We start from the raw sequence: 18,352 nt of genomic DNA, 5'->3' as shown, positions 1-18,352 counted from the left end.
TGAAGCGGTGGGGGAGAGAGGGCTACCGGGTGGGTAGAGCGTGCCAGCGCGCTCGGTGTCTCCGCCAGCACCCGGGGGGGTGCCATGCCGCGAGCCGGCCTCCGCGATCCTGCGCGCCGGGGGCGGAGGGCGTGGGGAGGGGGGAGGGAGGGGCGGAGGACATGGGCACCCGGGATTCTACCGTGATACGAGGGCCGGCATGCGCTACCGCCACCTACCTCTGCTGTTGTTGACCGCCTGCGCAACCGTTCCCCCCAGCACACTTGCTCCCACCCACCCTCCTGCAAAGGTTGCTACCTCACCGGGCGTGCCAGCACGGGTGTGGAACCAGACACGCGCGGTCGTGGTGCGTCATGCGACGGTGATGCCCGCCTCGGGCCCGGCCATCGAGGACGGGGCGGTGGCCTTCGCGGACGGGAAGCTGCTGGCGGTGGGACGCAACGCGGAGGTGGCCACCCCGCCGGGCGCCGAGGAGGTGGATGGAACAGGGCTGTATGTGACACCCGGTATCATCGACGCGCACAGCCACCTGGGCGTGTACGGCTCGCCGGAGACCACCTCCACCAGTGACGGCAACGAGGCCACGGCCCCGGTGACGGCCGAGGTGTCCGCCGAGCACTCCTTCTGGCCGCAGGATCCGGCCCTGCGCCGTGCGGCGGCGGGTGGCATCACCTCGATGCTGGTGCTGCCGGGCAGCGCCAACCTGATGGGCGGGCGGGCCTTCCCGGTGAAGCTGCACTTTGGCCGCTCGGCGGCGGAGATGCGCTTTCCGGGGGCCAGGGACGGGCTGAAGATGGCGTGCGGGGAGAACCCGCGCCGGAGCTACGGGGCCGCGCAGCGCCGCGCGCCGGCCACGCGCATGGGCAACGTGGCGGGCTACCGGCAGGCCTTCGCCCGGGCGCGCGAGTACCAGGAGCGCTGGGAGGCCTGGGAGAAGAAGCACGCGAAGAAGGCCGAGGAGGCCGGGCCCGCGCCGCTGAGGGACTTGCAGCTGGAGACGCTGGTGGAGGTGATGCGCGGCAACATCCTCGTGCAGAACCACTGCTACCGGGCGGACGAGATGGCGGTGATGCTGCAGGTGGCCGAGGAGTTCGGCTACACCATCCGCGCCTTCCACCACGCGCTGGAGGCCTACAAGCTGAGAGACCGGCTGGCGGACAAGGGCGTGGCGGTGGCGACGTGGGCGGACTGGTGGGGCTTCAAGATGGAGGCCTGGGACGGGATTCCGGAGAACGCGGGCCTGGTGTCGCAGGCGGGCGGGCGCACCGTCATCCACTCGGACTCGGCGCTGGGGATTCAGCGGCTCAACCAGGAGGCGGGCAAGGCGCTGTGGCGGGCGCGCGAGTCCGGTATCCCGCTGACGGAGGAGGAGGCGCTGCGCTGGGTGACGCTGCACGCCGCGTGGGTGATGGGGGTGGAGGACCGGACGGGCTCGCTGGAGCCGGGGAAGATGGCGGACGTGGTGCTGTGGAAGAACCACCCGCTGTCCGTCTACGCCCGCGCGCAGCGGGTCTGGGCGGACGGTGTCGTGACGTATGACGCGGACACCGGCGCGGTGGAGGCGAGCGACTTCGAGCTGGGCGAGCGGGCCGGGGGCTCGGCGAAGCTGGTGGCGCGGCCGGCGGCGGCTCCGGCGCTGAAGGACATGGGGCTGGAGGCACGCTGCGAGCCCTCGAAGGAGGACGGGTGCGCGCGGCCGCTGGAGGTCAAGGACGGCGCGTGCACGGTGTTCCAGGACGTGGCCGTGCTCTCGCGGGGGACGTGGCAGGCCCACGCCTCGGTACTGGTGGAGGGCGGGAAGGTGACGCGGGTGCAGGCGGGGGCGCTGAGCGCGGTGCCCGCGGGGTGCCGCGGGGTGGACGGCAAGGGCCGGGTGCTGACGCCGGGCCTGGTGGATCCGCTCACCAGCCTGGGGGTGGTGGAGGTGGGGATGGAGGACACCACGGTGGATGACACGCTGCGGGGCGAGGCGGCGAAGGAGCCCATCCGCGCCTCGCTGCGAGCGGTGGACAGCCTCAACCCGGCGGCGGAGACGTTCCCGGTGGCGAGGCTGGGAGGCGTGACGACGGCGGGCGTGGTGCCGGTGGGCGGGCTGGTGTCGGGGCAGAGCGCGTGGGTGGGGACGGACGGCACGGTGCGCCGGGCGCCGCTGGCGCTGCACATCCAGCTGGGGGTGACGGGCCGTAACGCGGTGTCCGGCCCGAGGGCGCTGGTGCTGGAGCGCCTGCGGGAGCTGCTGTCGGACGCGCGCGAGTACACCAGGCGCAAGGGGGACTTCGAGCAGAACCGGATGCGTGAGCTGGCGGCGAGCCGGTTGGACCTGGAGGCGTTGCAGCCGGTGCTGGCGGGAGCGCTGCCGGTGGTGGTGACGGCGAACCGGGTGTCGGACATCCGGGCGGCGCTGGCGCTCGGGCGCGAGTACGGGCTGAAGCTGTTGATTGCTGGAGGCCGCGAGGCGTGGATGGTGGCGCCGGAGCTGGCGGCGGCGAAGGTGCCCGTCATCGTGCAGCCCACGCAGAACCTGCCGTCGAGCTTCGACGGGTTGAACAGCCGGATGGACTCGGCGGCGCTGCTGAGCGGGGCGGGGGTGAAGGTGCTCATCTCCACCATGGGCGAGCCGCACATGGTGCGCACGCTGGCACAGGAGGCGGGCAACGCGGTGGCGTGGGGTCTGCCGTACGAGGAGGCGCTGCGGGCGATGACCTCGAACGTGACGGAGTCCTTCGGGCTCGAGGGCGGGCAGGTGGCACCGGGGCAGGTGGCGGACCTGGTGCTGTGGAACGGGGAGCCGCTGGAGGTGAGCAGCCGCCCGGTGGGCATGTGGCTGGGAGGAAGGCAGGTGCCGCTCACCAGCCGCCAGCAGGCGCTGTACGAGAAGTACCGCACGCTGGCGAAGTAGGGCGGGGACGCCGGTTCATTCCCGGCGGTACCTGGCCCAGAGCCTGGGGAACCTCCGCGCGAGGTTCTCCTCGTCTTCATTCCACCGCTCTCCAGCGGGCTCCATGGGGGACGGTCTTGCGTACTCGGGGGGCTCCCGTCCTGTCAGCTCCTCGTAGACTTGAGCCGGCACATACTGGAACTCCTCGAAGAAGACGTCTTCGACTCCAGGCGCATCGGCGACCTCAATGAGTGATTCCGCGTCCGATAAGGCGGATTCGAAGACGCGGCGGCCCATGGAGATCAACCAGCTCCGGAAGTCCGCGAAGCCATCATCCGAGCAGCCGCCCGCGATGAGGTAGGCGGCCCCCCACAGGTCCCAGTGAAATGCCGCGGCCATCCGCTCCAGGAACTGGTTGCGGAAGTCCAGGATCTCCTCGGGTGGCAGTTGCAACAGCAGGCGTCGGAGTTCCTCGCGCTGCCGCTCCATGTTTCCGTCAATCCGGTCTGGGTCGAACCCGTTCCGGGATGACTCGATGAGCTTCCAGAACTGCTCGGCGTTCATGCGGATGAGTCTCCTTCGCGATGTAGGGCGGGCGCTACTCCATCGGTACGGCATCTGGCTGCTGGATGACTGGAAGTTCCCTGTTCAAAAGACCCGGAACGAAGTCACCCTTCCAGTCCGTCGTCCCCCACAGAGCCTCGGCCTCATCCCTCAGACTGCGGAACTCCGAGGCGGATATTTCGATCTTCTGCCCTTCCTCGCTGCCGCTCAGGTAGGCCTTGTAATGCCGTGACGGCAGCAGCGAGGTACTTTGCTCCAGTGTGAAGAACCCTCGTTCGTCACCCAGTACATAAGGTGCCATGACGTACTGGGACATCCGCGCATCACGATAGAGCAGCCAAGCGTCCAGGAGTGTCAGTGCCATGAGTGCCTTGGGTGCAGTGCCTGCAACACGCCTTTCGACCAGTTGCCACCTGTCGCTGGTGGTCACCTTGTGTCTGGCCGCCCATGCGGTTGCATCCGTCGAGGCATTCAGTTCGTTGAGGAGCCGCGTTTCCTTCTCACTTGTCGCCAGTCGCCGGTTGGCTCTTTCGATTTGCTCCCTTGCTTGCTCCAGCACGCGTTGCTCCGCGGCACGTAGCGCCTCGGTTCTCGCGCTGAGCAGGGTCTGCCTGTTGGAGGATGGCACATCGAGATTCGCGAAGACCTCCTTCGCATAGACCTTCGTGCCTTCCTGCTGGAGAAGCCTGGCCCATTTGTGATTGTTCGTCAGGCGCTGCTTGAGGTCCGCTGCGGACCCCACATAGATAACGGTCTGGCCATTCAGATGGCCCTCGAGCCTGTAGACCCATCCAATCCGCGGGAGTTGGCCTCCACTCGATGCCGCGCTGTCGGCGACCCCGAGGAAGAGCAGGAGGGGGACGAGCATCATCCGCGAGAGTGGGGACATGGGACGGTTCCCGATGTGTGATGGGGCAGGACCCGTGGCCTGGATGCGCCGCCGGAGGACCCCCGTGGTCAGCACGCGTTGTACGAGAAGTACCGCACGCTGTTGAAGTAGGATGGAGGGGTCCCTCTGCCCCTCGTGTCGTATGGACCCCTCGGCCTCCATCACCATCGACGACTCCCTCTGGCCGCTGCTGCAGGTGAGGTTCCCGAGCGAGTTCACGAACGCGCAGCAGGAGCAGTACCTGGGCCAGCTGCTCACCTATCTGCGCCGGGGGGAGCGGTACGTCGGAATCATGGACACGCGCCTGTTGAAGAACCCGTCCTCCGAGCAGCGTCAGCGGCAGGCGAACTTCATCCAGGAGCACGAGGCCCTGTTCCGCCAGTGCTCGCTCGGGACGGTGGGCATCGTCACCTCGCCCCTGGTGGCGCTGGGGGCGAGGATCCTCATCCACCTCAAGCCCATGCCCACGCCGTTCTACGTCGCCGCCTCGCTCCCCGCCGCGCTGTCGTGGGCCGCGGGACAGCTGGAACGGGCGGGCCTCCTGGAGCCCGCCGAGCGCGTCCGGAGCCACTTCGGACTCCTCTCCGAGCGCCGCACTGCGTAGCGGAGGCGGGTCATTCCTGTCCGAAATGGAGAAACAAACCGGGGCGGATTTTTTCACCCCCTCCCTTCATTTCCAGAGGTACGGGCGGTATCAGGGAAGCTTCCTGAAAAGGGAGCCCTTCATGAAATCCCTGTCTCATTGCGGAGCAGTGCTCGTGCTGTCGTTGGCGCTCGTGCTGGCCCAGGGCTGCAGTCCCGTGCAGCCGGAGCCCGTCGAGGCGCCCCAGCTGGGGAAGAACCAGCAGCGGGTGGTGAACGGCTTCGCGGAGCTGCACCACCACATGTTCGCCGAGCAGGCCTTCGGTGGTGGCTGGTTCCACGGCGGCCACACCGGTGCGCTGACGCGCTGTGATGGAGGCGCTCCCGAGAGCGACCATGCCCGCGTGCGCATGGACCTGAGCGAGCTGCTCAACCTGTGCCCCAACTCGGGCAGCGTGGACCTGAGCGGCGTCCCCATCCTCTCGGATCTCTTCGGCCTCGCGGGCGCGGTGGGCTCGGAGTTCATCGGCAAGATGGAGGGCACGGAGGGAGACACGGGCCTGCACCTGGGCCGGCGCGAGGTGGGCACCGAGTGGCCCCGCTGGGACACCATCGCGCACCAGCAGTCCTGGGAGGGCTGGCTGCGGCAGGCGCACCAGGGCGGCATGTCGCTGGTGGTGGTGTCGCTGGTGAGCAACGGCTTCCTGTGCCGGGCGCTGCCGTACCAGAACCTCGACCGCCCCTGCGACGAGATGGCGGACGTCGAGGTGCAGCTGCAGATGGCCCGTGACTTCGACGCGCGCACGGACTGGGCGGAGATCGCCCTGTCGCCCGCGCATGCCCGGCAGATCATCGGGGCCGGCAAGCTGGCGATGGTGCTCTCCATCGAGACGAGCAAGCTCTTCGGCACCAAGGACTGGCGCGGCGAGCTGGACCGCTTCCACGCGCTCGGGGTGCGCTCCATCCAACCGGTGCACCAGCTGGACAACCGCTTCGGTGGCGCGGCGCTGCACAACGCCATCTTCCAGGCGGCCCAGTTCATCGAGAACTGCCACATCGACTACGACTGCGGCGTGACGACGGGCTCGTTCACGCTCGGCTTCGACGTGGCGCGGGACGCGGCGGGCAACTGCCGCAACACCAAGGGCCTCACGGACGAGGGCAAGGCGCTGGTGCAGGCGATGATGAACAAGGGGATGCTCGTGGACATGGCGCACCTGTCCGAGAAGAGCACCCGGGACGCCTTCGCCATCGCCCAGGCGAACAACTACTACCCCATGTACATCTCGCACGGTCACTTCCGCGAGGTGATGAACCCGAAGCTGGCGGAGGACGAGAAGACGACGCCGGCGTGGGCGGTGCAGTACGTGCGGCAGACGGGCGGCATGTTCGGCCTGCGCACGGCGCATGACGAGACGCGCGCGTACACGAAGTCCGGCATCGCCAACAACTGCCAGGGCTCGAGCCGCTCGGTGGCGCAGGCGTACGAGTATGGCCGCCAGGGATTGAAGGTGCCCATGGCGTTTGGCGCGGACTTCAACGGCTTCATCCAGCAGACGCGGCCGCGCTTCGGGCCGCACGGAGCGTGCTCGGCGGGCTTCCAGGCCGAGGCGGATGATCAGGCGCACCAGCAGGAGGTGTACGGGCCGGGGCGGCTGGGCACGGACTTCGACGAGTACGGCCTGGCGCACGTGGGCCTGCTGCCGGACCTGTTGAGGGACCTGGGTCGGCTGGGGGCGAACACGGCGGGGCTGTCGAGCTCGGCGGAGACGTTCCTGCGGATGTGGGAGCGGGCGAACGGGCCGCGCGCGGGCATGGCGGATCCGGCCTCGGACATCGACACGAGCGGGATTGCCCCCTACGAGGACAAGTCCGTGCGCGAGGCGCGCTACCCCACGGTGTGCGGCATGGCGTACGCGCCGGACTCGAAGACGCTGAACGAGGGCTGCCGTTTCGACGCGGAGTGCATCAGCGACCAGTGCACCTCGGTGCTGTGCTCGACGTTCGATGGGCGCTGCGTGTGCAACGATGATGGGGACTGCGGCGCGACGAGCTACTGCCAGGACGAGATTCCGGCCAACCCGGGTGACAACGACTGCGTGCCGAAGAAGGGCAACTGGGACTCGTGCAGCCGGGATGGGCAGTGCTTGTCGGGGGCGTGCGGCGGCTGCGCGGACGCGGTGGGGTGGTGCTTCACGCCGCGGTCCAAGACGTATGGGCAGAGCTGCAAGTCGGACAACGAGTGCACGACGGACCGGTGCAGCGCGGACTGCTACATCAACCCCACGGGCTCGTGCCTGTGTGACAGCGATTCCCACTGCGCGAGCAACCAGTACTGCGGTTGGGGAACGAACTCGGGCAAGTGCCAGAACAAGAAGTCGCGTGGAGCGGCGTGCGCGTACGACCGGGAGTGCCTCTCCAACAACTGCCGCTGGTCGTTCACCTGCGCCTGATCTGAACCCCCCCACTTCCCCTCCAACTTCCCCTCTCCCCCCGGGAGAGGAGCCCCCCGTCGTTCAAAGGGGGGGCAAGCCCCCCGGGGTGAGGGTATCGAAGACACCAGGTTCCCCTCCGTGCTCCAGGAGGGGAACCGTGCTCCCACCCGGTGCCTCAATTCCCCGAGTAGATGCCGATGGCACCGGGGACGTGGTACTCGTCGCTGCCCATGAAGCCGACGAGGATGCGGCGCCCGTTGCTCCGGTCCACCTGGATGTCGGCGACGGTGCTCATGCACAGCCGGCGTCCGAAGTCGGAGCAGCCGTAGGTGAGCACCTTGCCGTCCTTCACGCGGAAGACGGAGCCGAGCCAGCGGGCGCCGGTCCACACGCTGCCATCAGTGGGGTCCACGGCCACGGTGGACAGGTGCGGCACGCCGACGTTGAGGTACTGGACGTCACCGCCCTCGGCGTTCATCCGCGCGAGCCCCTTGGTGAAGGAGCTGACCCAGACGGTGTCATCGCCGGCCACGGCCATGCCGGACACGTGGTCGTCCACGCGGTCGGCGGGGCGGGACATGTTGGGCTCGCCCACCTTGTCCGGCCAGAGGTCGAAGCGGTTCCAGGCATAGGCATGGTCCTCGCTCATGCTCTGGGCGCGCCAGTAGTTGTTGCCGTTGGAGCCGTAGCGGAAGCGGGTGGAGCGGTTGGAGCCGCCGAAGAAGACATCCCCGCTGGGGTGGACGGCCACGCCGTAGTAGGCGTCGGTGAGGAGGACGACGTTGCCCTGCTCGTTGAGCGCGTTGATGTGCGGGTGCACGTGCTCCATGACGCCCGAGCAGGAGAGCTGGCCGTTGCAGGTGTTGTTGCCGGTGTAGCGGGCGTCGCCGCGGGAGAAGCCGTGGTTGCCGCCGAACCAGACGCTGTTCGTGTTCTTGTCGTAGGCGATGCGGAGGATGTTGCAGATCTTCTCGCGGCCGCGCAGCTCGTCGCGCACCACGCCGGGGCCGGAGAAGATGTCGTAGTGGACGACCTCGAGCGTGCCGTCCGCGCGCAGCGTCACCTTGTCCGCGTCACCGCTCTTGTAGCGGGAGGGGTCCGGGCTGGGGCCGTCCCAGTTGCTCTCGCAGTGGTTGTTGCCCGTGCCGGGCCGGCCCTCGTAGCCCACGAAGACGGTGCCGGCGGGGCCGCCCGCCACGGAGATGACCTTCAGGTACTTCTCGCCCGGGGGCTCGCTGCCGTCCGGCATGAAGCCGTAGGGGCGCAGCCCGTCGGCCATGGTGAAGCGCTGGAGCGTGTCGGCGCCTGGACGGAGCATGAAGAGGCCGTCCTCGCCGCCAGCGACCCAGACGTTGCCGCCCTCGTCCGCGGAGATGCCGTAGACGCGCCGGGGCCCGCCGTGCTGGGTGCCGTAGAAGCGCCAGCCCGGGGGGGAGGTGAACTGGATGGCCTCCTCGGGCGCGGGCGTTGGCGCCGGTGGAGTCACCGGGCCCGGCGGAGTCACCGGACCCGGCGGAGTCACCGGACCCGGCGGAGTCGTCGGAACCGGGTCGGGTGTCGGGGTGCCCGTGCCGGGGCTTCCTCCGCCACCCGTGCCCGGGCCAGCGGGTGGCGTCGAGCCATTCTCGTCCTCCCGGGGCGAGTCCAGTCCGGGGTTGTTCCGCTCGGACTCGTCATGTCCGCTGGTCGTCTGCGTGCAGCCCGTCCACATCGCGCTCGTCACGACGAGCGCCGCCGCCCACCGCCATCCGCCCTTCATGTCGCTGCCCACCTGTTCCGAGGAATCCGGGTACCCACGCGGCACCCCTCGTCCCGAGCCATCGCAAGCCGGGTGCCAGCCCGGTCCGACTCGGAGACGGGGCCATGCGTCGGCTCCCGGACAGCCCCTGGGTACGCGGGTGCCCAGGAATGGCAGCGTCCTGACCCCGCTGCGCCTCCAACCGTGCTAGTCCGGGAGATGATGGCCGGAAACGACACGCGCGGCCGCACGCCGCTCTCCCTCGTCGGGCAGGAACCCGACATTCCCTTCTACACGCGCCAGGCGGCCGAGCACGGGGGCCCCGTGCTGGTGCTGGGCGCGGCCAATGGGCGCGTGGCCTGGGCGCTGGCCGGGGCGGGCCTGTCCGTGCTCGGCGTGGACCCGTCCGAGCGCATGGTGCAGGCCGCCGAGGAGCTCCGGGGCTCGGAGACGCCGGAGGTGGCCGCCCGCGTGCGCTTCCTCCACGCCGACCCGCGCTCGCTGCGCCTGCCCGAGCGCTTCCCCGTGGTGCTCGCTCCCCAACATGCCCTGGGGATGATGGGCTCGCGGGAGGACCTCGAGGCCTTCCTGTCCACGGTGCGCCACCACCTGCTGCCGGGAGGCATCTTCGTCTACGACGTGCTCAACCCGGCGCCCGAGCCCGCCGCTCCCCGCGAGGACGAGGAGCCCGGTGCCGCGCTCGAGCCGCGCCGGCCGGTGTTCGCCTTCCACCTGCGCGAGCGCCGGCAGCCCGGGGCGCCGCTCGGCATCCGCCGTCTCAAGCTGAGGCCCTTCACCGCCGAGGAGCTGGACGCGGCGATGCAGGCCTGTGGGCTCACGCCCCGCGAGCGGTACGGCCGCTTCGACGGCAAGCCGTTCGACCCCGAGGACGCGCGGCACATCGGCGTGGTGGAGGGGTGAGGCTCAGTACCTGAAGGTGGCGCCGCCGAGCAGCATGGGGGTGGACAGGAGCCGGTCCCGCCCGGGCTCGTGGAAGGCCTCGAGCTGGCCGCGGACGAAGAAGCGGGAGAAGCGCGTCACGTCCACCTGGGCCTCGGCGTAGGCCCCGAGGTCCGAGGGGGCGGAGAACCCATCGCCGCCGAGGTCCCACCCGAGGCCGAGCCCCGCGCTGCCGCCGAGGACGAGTCCGAGCCGGAGCTGCGTTCCGAGCCGCAGCTCCGCGCCGGTCTCCACCGCCAGGGTGGTGGCATGCACTCCCTGGAAGGCGTGCCCGTCGGACGGGTGGAGCGCCGCCTTGTAGCCGGGCGAATTCAGGGCGAGGGCCGCGAACACGCCCGCCCGCTGCCGTTCACCGAAGCGCCGTCCCAGCCGTCCGCGCACGCCGATGACGGAGGACTCGGCGCCGAAGCTCCGGTCGAGCGCGAGAAAGCGCGTGAAACGCATGGGGAGCAGGACCACCCCGACGGCCAGCTCCTCGCCGGTGGCCGCGTTGTTCAGCTCGAAGCGGCGTTGGACGGGGGTGAAGCGGAGGTCGGCATACGGAATGGTGACGCCCGCCGGGCCGGAGCCCAGGGCGAGGTGCCCGTCGAGCGAGGCCCAGAGCAGGTACTCCGGGGTCCGCACGGCGTCCCACGTATCCTCCGGCACCACGGTCTCGTGGAGCAGGAAGCGGGTGCGGAGCAGGGCGTTCCACGCGGAGCCGACGTTCCGGAATCCACCTCCGCCGAGCTCGAACACGGGCCGCAGGAGGGCCTCGTCGAAACGCGGGGCCTCGTAGCGGGGTGCTGGGACGGGGAGCGCCTCCGGCGTGCGCTCTGGAGCCAGCGGGGAGAAGTCCGGCGGGCTCCGGCCACAGGCCGCCCAGATGGAGAAGTCCTGCTGACGAGGGAGCTCTCCCCGGGCGATCAACTCCCGGACGTAGCGGAGGTTGAAGTCATCGGGTTTCCGCGGGTAGCGCGCGGAGGCGCGGTAGTGCTCCAGGAAGCTCTCGCTGTCGAGCCGGGGGCAGTAGTCCCGCCGCAGGTTGGCGCGGACCTCTTCCCAGCGCTGGGGGACGAACGCGGAGTTGTTGACGGTCTCGTCGAGCTGGGGCGAGACGTACTCGCGCCAGTCGAAGGGCCGCGTCAGCCGCCATCCCTCGGGCGTCTTCAGCAGCCGGGGGTCCTCGTCCTGGCAGAGGCTCCGGTAGAAGAGGAAGCCCTGGTAGTTGGCCTCGAGATCGGCGAACGAGAAGACGCCCGTCGTCACGAAGCCCAGGGTGCCGTGCTCCGTCCGCGCGCCGTAGCGGACCAGTTGCTCGAGCGCCTCGCGTTCGGGGACGCCCTCCCGCATCAGCTCACGGTAGCGCTGGTGGTACTTCCATCCGGACTGGAAGAAGTGGGAGAGCTTGTCGGCGCCCATGTGGACACCGGCGACGGTGAAGGTCGCCTTGATGCCGAAGGAGAGGCCCCAGTCCCAGAGGCGCTCGTTGCGGTAGAGGGAGAAGTGCTTCTCGAAGCGCGCATGGTCCTTCTTGGAGGGCACGCGGTCGATGCGGGGGGAGTTCTCCGCCCAGAGCTCGATTTTATGGAGGCCCGAGATGCGGAAGCGCTGGTAGACGCGGTGGGCGACGTCCTGGCACGAGTACTGGTCCCAGCTCGCGCGCCGGTTGACGAGCGCCAGGGCGCCGAGGATGTCCCGGTTGATCTTCTCGTTGAGGACGTCCAGGGAGTCGCGAGGCGGCTTGTCGATGGCGAAGTACTGATCCGTCTCCGTCGCGCGGGCGCTTCCCGGGAGGGCGGCCCACAAGCCCAGGGCGCCGAGCCAGGCCCGCCACGGCAAGAGGGAGCGTCGGCGGAGCATGGGGGGCCTCAGCGCTCGAAGCGGTAGCCGAGCCCGCGCACGGTGAGGAAGTGCCTGGGCTCCTCGGGGTCCGGCTCCAGCTTGAGCCGGAGCTGGCGCATGAAGTTGTCCACGGTGCGGGCGCTGCCCTCGTAGCCGTAGCCCCAGGCGGCGCTGAGCAGCTCCTCGCGGCTGAAGGTGCGGCCGGGGTGCGCGAGGAAGTGGGCCAGCAGCTTGAACTCCTGGGCGGTGAGCTCCACGGGCTGTCCGCCGCGGGTGACGGTCTTGGCGCTCAGGTCCACCTGCACGTCGCCGAAGCCCACGGTGGGGGGCTGTCCCTGGGCGGGGTAGCGGCGGCGCAGCACGGCCTTGATGCGCGCGAGCAGCTCCTGGAGGCCGAAGGGCTTCACCACGTAGTCGTCCGCGCCCAGGTTGAGGCCGAGGATTTTATCCATCTCCGCGCCCTTGGCGCTGAGCACCACCACGGGGATGTCGCGGCCGCGCTGGCGCAGCTCCTTGAGGAGCTCGAAGCCGTTGAGCTCGGGCAGCATGACGTCGAGCACCAACAGGTCCGGCGACTCGTCGAGGGCGCGGGCCAGACCCTGGCGGCCGTCCTGGGCCTGGAGGACCTCGTAGCCCTCGAAGTTGAGGTTCATGGACAGGCCGGTGAGGATGGCCAGGTCGTCCTCCACCACCAGGATGCGTGTTGGCTTGTCGCTCATGACTTCCCCACCGGGAGGTGGATGGTGAAGCGGCTGCCCTTGCCCAGCGCGCTCTTCAGGGTGATGCGCCCGCCGTGAGCCTCCACGATGTGCTTGGCGATGGCCAGTCCCAACCCACTGCCCTCCGTCTCGCGGGTGAGCAGATTGTCGACTCGATAGAAGCGCTCGAAGATGCGCCGCCTGTCCCGCGGCGCGATGCCCACGCCGTGGTCCTCCACGGTGAGGTCCACCCACTTGCGGCGGGCGCGGACGGTGAGGGAGATGCGCTTGTCCTCCTTGCTGTACTTGTAGGCATTGTGCAGGAGGTTGAGCAGGGCACCGGAGATGGCCTCCTTGTCCACCTGCACCGGGGGGAGCTGCTCGGGCAGGTCCACGGAGAGCCGCAGATCGCCCTCCAGGCGCTGGGCGCGGAAGGCGGACACGGCGGCGTCCACCACGGTGGGCACGGGCAGGACTTCCGGGTGGTACACCTTGCGGCCGCTCTCGATGCGGGCCCAGTCCAGCACGCGCTCGACGAGGGTGCTCAGCCGCTCCGTCTCCTGGGTGAGCATCTGCAGCACCTGCTGCGTCTGGGCGGGGTCCTTCACGCGGCCCAGGGCGAGCGTCTCGATGAACATGCGGATGGAGGTGACGGGGGTGCGCAGCTCGTGGCTCACCAGGGAGACGAAGTCCGTCTTCATGCGCGAGAGCCGGGCCTCGCGGTAGAGGACGCGGCCGGTGTAGACGACGCCGAAGGTGAGGGTGACGTAGAAGAGGCCGAGCAGCACCACGTACACCACGCGGTTGCGGGTGGAGGCGCGGGCGACGGGATCCTCCCCGGTGGGCACCACGGCGAGCCGGAAGTCCTGGAGGGGAGGGGGCAGCACCTGCTCGGCGAGCACCTGGGGCCCGAGCGCGTTGGCGCGGGCCTGGGCCACCTCCAGGGCGAGCTTGCCCATGAGGCCCTCGCCGGTGGCCTCCTGGCGGGCGAGCAGGACGAAGCGCACGGGCTCGCTGGACGTCACCTGGACCTCGGCGCGCTCGGCGAGCAGGGACTCCAGGGCCTCCTGGGAGAGCCGGACGCCGTACACCACGTCGCCCAGGCGCTCGGCGGCGAAGAGCGCGGCGCGTCCGCCCACCATGAGGGAGAAGTACGAGGTGCCGGAGGGGAAGTCTCCGGCGGAGAACGGGGTGGCCTGCAGGGCGGCGGCGAGCTCCGTGTCGGGGGAGCTCACCTGCTTGCCCTCCACGCGGAAGAAGACGGGGGTGGACAGGAGCCGCCCCCGGGAGGCCATCACGCGGGGCTGGCCGTCCACGAGCTCGAAGCGCGAGGCCCGCAGCATCGCGGGCAGGTCCTCGGTGAGCGTCTCGAGCGTGCCCTGCCAGGCGGCCTCCAGCCGCTTCTCCACGGCGGCGCGCTCGTTGATGATGGCCACCACGCCGAAGCCGGAGAGTCCGGCCGAGGGCAGCACCACCAGGACGATGAGCAGCGCGAAGGTGCGCCGGAAGCTGAGGATGACGGAGGGTTGCGGGCTCGGCACGGCCGCTCTCCTTTACCTCCCCTGGGAGCCGGGTGCTCGACTTCGTTGGGGGACGCGGCGCGTTACGGGGCGCCCGCGTCGGACTCCGGGCCGGCGTCCGGCGTGGAGCCGCCGATGGCGGGCGGCGTGGCGGCCTGCTCGAGGCGCTCGCGGGTGATGCCGAAGAGCGTGGTGCGGGCGAGCTCGGGGGCGCGATCCCTGTTCTTGCCCAGCCAGGTGACGACGACGCCGCACGGGGTGTCATCGTCCCAGGCCACGACTTGCATCATGCCGGGCACGGGCTCGCGGCGGGCGGCGGCCTTGCCGAGCGCGGGGATCTCCATGCCCCCGGCGCGCAGGGTGGGGGCGAGCAGGGTGCGCACGTCCTGCTCGTCGGGGAGCTGGTGGCAGTCGTAGGCGATGGAGACGGTGACGTCCTTCTGCTCCGGCTCCGGGGAGCGGAAGGTGCAGAGGGGCCCGCAGGTGGGGCACGTCCGCTCCTCCTTGAAGGTGAAGCCGGGCAGGGCGTCGCGAATCTCGGGGGTGACGAGGCCCTCGCAGGTGAGGGCGCCCGGGGGAGGCAGCGCGCCCGCGTCCGGCGTGCCCGCGCTCCGTGAGCGGCATGCGCCGAGCGCCAGTGCCAGCACCACTCCCGCGCCCCATCCGACCCTCATCCCTGGCTCCCTTGTGTGCGCATACCCGTGAAGCGGCGGATGGTAGAGGCCCGCCCCCCACGTGGCCACGGGGAAGTGCTGGCCTGCCCGCTGGCGGACGCTGCGCCGCCCGCCTGCCTGAGGGGAGGCCTCGTTCCCGGGTGGGGTGTGGTCTAAGCTGCGCCTCCCCTCGTTCCCCGGGAGAATCGTCCCATGCGCGCCAGTGTCATCGGCTCCGGCTCCTTCGGTACCGCCCTCGCCAACGTGCTCGCCGTCAATTGCGAGCAGGTGGGCCTGTGGGGCCGGGACGCCGCCCTCGCCGACGCCATCAACACCCGCCACGAGAATTCCGGTTACCTCCCCGGCATCCCCATCTCCCCTCGCGTCCAGGCCACCACGGACCTGAAGACGGCGCTGGAGGGCGCGGAGCTGGTGGTGCTGGCCACCCCCAGCCATGCCACGCGCGAGGTCGTCTCCCACGCGCTGCCCTACCTGCCCAGGCACGCGCCCATCGTCACGGTGGCCAAGGGAATCGAAAACGAGACGCTCCTCACCATGACGGAGCTGCTCGAGGACTGCCTGCCGGAGGAGCACCACCCCTACATCGCCGTGCTCTCCGGCCCCAGCTTCGCCAAGGAGCTGGCCCAGCGCATGCCCACCGTCGTCACCATCGCCTCGCACTGGGACAAGGTGGCCGTGCGCTGCCAGAAGGCGCTGCAGACGGAGACGTTCCGCTCCTACACCTCCAATGACGTGGTGGGGGTGCAGTACGGCGGCGCGCTGAAGAACGTCATCGCCATCGCCGCCGGCATCGCGGATGGGCTGGGCATGGGCCACAACGCCCGCGCGGCCATCATCACCCGCGGCCTGGCGGAGATTACGCGCCTGGCGGTGCGCAAGGGCGGCAATCCGCTCACGCTCTCGGGGCTGTCCGGCATGGGGGACCTGGTGCTCACCTGCACCGGCGAGCTCAGCCGCAACCGGCACGTGGGCATGGAGCTGGGCCGGGGCCGCTCGCTCGAGGAGATTCTGGGCGACATGAAGCAGGTGGCCGAGGGCGTGAAGACGGCGAAGAGCGCGCGCGACCTGTCGCGCAAGGTGGGGGTGGAGCTGCCCATCTGCGATCAGGTGTACGCCATCGCCTACGAGGGCAAGAGCGCCCGCGCGGCGGTGGTGGAGCTGATGACGCGCCAGCCCAAGTCCGAGCTGGTGTGAGGGAGCGGGGCGGCGCTCAGGAGGCGGCGCCGCCGATGCCCTTCACGCGCCACACGGTCTGGCGCTGGGTGGTGGTGTGCGAGATGAGCACGCCATCCTGCTGCATCTGGTCCAACAGCCGCACCAGCTTGCTGCGGTCCAGGCCGGTGGCCGCCGCGAGGGCGGGCGTCTCCAGGCCGGCCGGGTAGCGGCGCAGCTCGTCGACGATGAGCTTCTTGAACTCGGCCTTCACGGCCCCATCCATGTCCTGGGCCCTGGCGGCCTGGAGGATGGCGGCGGTGATGAGCCCCAGCACCACCATGGCCAGGGCCGGGTAGACGATGTGGCTGTTGCGCTCGAGCAGCTCGAAGTAGTTGGGGTCCACCGACGAGGCGGGCTTTTCGAGGCTCGCTCCGACGCCGGGGATGACGACCTGCGCCAGCAGGGACGAAGACAAGAGGGAGGGCATGAGCACGGCACCGGGACTGTAGAAGGCCCCGGTGCCTGCCCGCAACCCCTGGCCCCGGTGCTACGCCGCCCCGAGGTTCTGCTCGGCCTCCTCGGCCTCCTCGGCCTCCTCGGGGGCCTCGAGCGGCTCCTCCGAGGGGAGGACGGCCAACCCGTGGGTTCCACGGGTGTGCGACGCGTCCTCGGTGACGACGCCGAGGTTGCGCGAGGCGCCCTCGGCGAAGAGGGTGGTGTCCGCCTTGGCCAGCAGGGCGGCCAGGCCCTCGCGGCTCGCGGCGCTGATGGCCACGCCCCCGGCGGTGCGCAGCAGCGAGCCCACCTGGTCCGGGCCGAGCAGGTCCGCCTTGTTCCACACCATGAGGCGCGGCTTCTGCAGCAGCTCCAGCGAGTCGAGGATGTTCTCCACGGCCTGCACCTGCTCGTCGCGGGACGGATCGCTCGCGTCCACCACGTGCAGCAGCAGGTCCGCGTCGTACAGCTCCTCGAGCGTGGCGCGGAAGGCGGCCACCAGGTCCTTGGGCAGATCCCGGATGAAACCCACCGTGTCGGTGATGATGACCTCGCGCTCCTGGGGGAAGCGCAGCCGGCGGCTGGTGGGGTCCAACGTGGCGAACAGCTTGTTCTCCGCGAGCACCTCGGAGCCGGTGATGGCGTTGAGGAGCGTGGACTTGCCCGCGTTGGTGTAGCCCACGATGGAGATGACGGGCAGCTCCCGGCGGTTGCGCTGCGCCCGGCGGACCTCGCGCTCCCGGGAGAGGGCGTCGATGCGCTTCTCCAGGTGGTTGATGCGATCGCGCGCGCGGCGGCGGTCGATTTCGAGCTTCGTCTCACCGGGGCCGCGTCCGCCGATACCACCGGCCAGACGGCTCAGGGAGGTGTCGCTCTGCACCAGGCGGGGCAGGCGGTACTTGAGCTGGGCCAGCTCGACCTGGAGCTTGCCCTCGGCGCTCTGCGCCCGCTGGGCGAAGATGTCGAGGATGAGCTGGCTGCGGTCGATCACCTTGAGGCTGGTGGCCTCGCTGATGTGGCGGCCCTGGGAGGGGGTGAGGTCCTTGTCGAAGATGAGGACGTCCGCCATGGCCTGCATGGAGCGCAGGTTGAGGTCCTCGAGCTTGCCGCGGCCGATGAGGTAGCGGGGGTCGGCCTCGCGGCGCATCTGGAGGACGCTGTCGATGACCTCGACGCCCGCGGTGCGCGCGAGCTCCTTGAGCTCGGCGAGGCTGGCCTCGGCCTGGGCGCGGTTGCCGTTGAGGCACACGGCCACGAGGATGGCCTTGTCGCGGCCCGAGACGGTGCGCGCGGCGGCCTTGCGGTTGAGCTCCTCCTCGAGGGCTTCCAGCGTGTCGAGCACATCCGGCTGGCCGTCGTGGATGTCCGGCAGGGTGGTGACGCTCCAGAAGTCCCCGGTGCCGTTCTCGGGCACCAGGTGCGCGTAGTGCAGCACGCCGGGCAGACCGGAGTCGCCCACGCCCACGGCGGCGACCATGTCCAGGCGCAGCAGCGCGAGGTCCGTCAGGTCGTCCTTGGTGAGCGGCTCGCTCTTGAGGTGGGTGTGCACCAGGCGCAGACCGCGCAGACGCACCTGTCCGGCGCGGGCACGGCCGATGTCGGGCAGCTCCAGCTTGTGGGCGTTGCCGACCACCACGTACTCGATCTCGCCCTTGCGGTTGAGCAGGACGCCGATCTGGCGGTGGGTTTCGCGGGAGAGCTCGGTGAGGTGACGGGCGAGCTCGGGGGAGACGATCTCATGCGGCGAGACGCGGCGGCGGTAGGTGTTGCGCAACCGGCTCTGCTCGCTGGCCTTGAGTCCGAGGGTGTTTCCGTAGATTTCCTTCAAAAGTGTCCTTCTCCCGCGCGGAGGGAAGGGCGCCCGCGCCACGCCGTCGACCTGTCCCTTGTCACTTCTTGAGGATAGGTGCCTTCGGCTCCGGATTCACCTCCGGGGTTCC

14 protein-coding genes are annotated in these 18,352 nt (G+C 70.1%); 5 read left to right on the top strand and 9 right to left on the bottom strand.

Going from position 1 to position 18,352, the window contains the following annotated elements:
- The first annotated feature begins 307 nt into the window (after positions 1 to 307).
- Positions 308 to 2,899, top strand: a complete 2,592-nt coding sequence (locus VFZ09_RS12815) for an amidohydrolase family protein (RefSeq protein ID WP_329727825.1) — start codon at positions 308 to 310, stop codon at positions 2,897 to 2,899.
- 15 nt (positions 2,900 to 2,914) lie between these two features.
- Here VFZ09_RS12815 and VFZ09_RS12810 read toward each other — a convergent pair whose 3' ends face one another.
- On the bottom strand, positions 2,915 to 3,442 hold the full coding sequence (locus VFZ09_RS12810) for a DUF4240 domain-containing protein (RefSeq protein WP_329727824.1): 528 nt from the start codon (positions 3,440 to 3,442) through the stop codon (positions 2,915 to 2,917).
- A gap of 34 nt (positions 3,443 to 3,476) precedes the next feature.
- The gene (locus tag VFZ09_RS12805; protein ID WP_329727823.1) at positions 3,477 to 4,331 is read right to left on the bottom strand and encodes a hypothetical protein; all 855 of its coding nucleotides are present in this window, start codon (positions 4,329 to 4,331) and stop codon (positions 3,477 to 3,479) included.
- Positions 4,332 to 4,473: 142 nt separating this feature from the next.
- Here VFZ09_RS12805 and VFZ09_RS12800 point away from each other — a divergent pair, with 142 nt between their 5' ends.
- Together VFZ09_RS12800 and VFZ09_RS12795 are read left to right on the top strand one after the other, a co-directional pair.
- Complete coding sequence (locus tag VFZ09_RS12800) at positions 4,474 to 4,935, top strand: hypothetical protein (protein ID WP_329727822.1); 462 nt, start codon at positions 4,474 to 4,476, stop codon at positions 4,933 to 4,935.
- A 121-nt stretch (positions 4,936 to 5,056) separates the two neighbouring features.
- Positions 5,057 to 7,366, top strand: coding sequence for a membrane dipeptidase (locus tag VFZ09_RS12795; RefSeq protein ID WP_329727821.1), 2,310 nt, complete (start codon positions 5,057 to 5,059; stop codon positions 7,364 to 7,366).
- A 157-nt stretch (positions 7,367 to 7,523) separates the two neighbouring features.
- Here VFZ09_RS12795 and VFZ09_RS12790 read toward each other — a convergent pair whose 3' ends face one another.
- Positions 7,524 to 9,107: a hypothetical protein gene (locus VFZ09_RS12790; RefSeq protein WP_329727820.1), complete on the bottom strand. Its 1,584-nt coding sequence runs from the start codon at positions 9,105 to 9,107 to the stop codon at positions 7,524 to 7,526.
- A 201-nt stretch (positions 9,108 to 9,308) separates the two neighbouring features.
- Between VFZ09_RS12790 and VFZ09_RS12785 the strand changes: the two genes are divergently transcribed.
- Positions 9,309 to 10,007 (top strand): class I SAM-dependent methyltransferase, encoded by a 699-nt coding sequence (locus VFZ09_RS12785; RefSeq protein WP_329727865.1) that lies wholly within the window; start codon positions 9,309 to 9,311, stop codon positions 10,005 to 10,007.
- 3 nt (positions 10,008 to 10,010) lie between these two features.
- Here the strand turns inward: VFZ09_RS12785 and VFZ09_RS12780 are convergent, their stop codons facing one another.
- From VFZ09_RS12780 to VFZ09_RS12765, 4 genes are all read right to left on the bottom strand, one after another.
- Positions 10,011 to 11,888 carry a hypothetical protein gene (locus VFZ09_RS12780; RefSeq protein ID WP_329727819.1) on the bottom strand — a complete coding sequence of 626 codons (1,878 nt, stop codon included), beginning with the start codon at positions 11,886 to 11,888 and terminating at the stop codon, positions 10,011 to 10,013.
- An 8-nt stretch (positions 11,889 to 11,896) separates the two neighbouring features.
- Complete coding sequence (locus VFZ09_RS12775; protein ID WP_329727818.1) at positions 11,897 to 12,589, bottom strand: response regulator transcription factor; 693 nt, start codon at positions 12,587 to 12,589, stop codon at positions 11,897 to 11,899.
- Complete coding sequence (locus VFZ09_RS12770) at positions 12,586 to 14,109, bottom strand: sensor histidine kinase (protein WP_329727817.1); 1,524 nt, start codon at positions 14,107 to 14,109, stop codon at positions 12,586 to 12,588. Before VFZ09_RS12770 ends, VFZ09_RS12775 begins: the two co-directional genes overlap by 4 nt.
- A gap of 62 nt (positions 14,110 to 14,171) precedes the next feature.
- Entirely contained in the window at positions 14,172 to 14,762 is a 591-nt protein-coding gene (locus VFZ09_RS12765) for a hypothetical protein (RefSeq protein WP_329727816.1), read from the bottom strand.
- A gap of 192 nt (positions 14,763 to 14,954) precedes the next feature.
- On the opposite strand from VFZ09_RS12765, the gene VFZ09_RS12760 reads away from it, so the two are divergent.
- Positions 14,955 to 15,956: an NAD(P)H-dependent glycerol-3-phosphate dehydrogenase gene (locus VFZ09_RS12760; RefSeq protein ID WP_329727815.1), complete on the top strand. Its 1,002-nt coding sequence runs from the start codon at positions 14,955 to 14,957 to the stop codon at positions 15,954 to 15,956.
- A gap of 16 nt (positions 15,957 to 15,972) precedes the next feature.
- Here the strand turns inward: VFZ09_RS12760 and VFZ09_RS12755 are convergent, their stop codons facing one another.
- A complete protein-coding gene (locus VFZ09_RS12755) occupies positions 15,973 to 16,404 on the bottom strand; it encodes a hypothetical protein (protein WP_329727814.1) in 432 nt (143 codons plus the stop codon).
- Between the two features lie 60 nt (positions 16,405 to 16,464).
- On the bottom strand, positions 16,465 to 18,240 hold the full coding sequence (gene hflX, locus VFZ09_RS12750) for a GTPase HflX (protein ID WP_329727813.1): 1,776 nt from the start codon (positions 18,238 to 18,240) through the stop codon (positions 16,465 to 16,467).
- Positions 18,241 to 18,352 lie beyond the last annotated feature (112 nt).

This window comes from Archangium sp. (genome assembly GCF_036277355.1).
Lineage (GTDB): Bacteria > Myxococcota > Myxococcia > Myxococcales > Myxococcaceae > Archangium.
The sequence above is the reverse complement of the archived record's forward strand: the minus strand, read 5'-3'. Positions and strand labels throughout refer to the sequence as shown.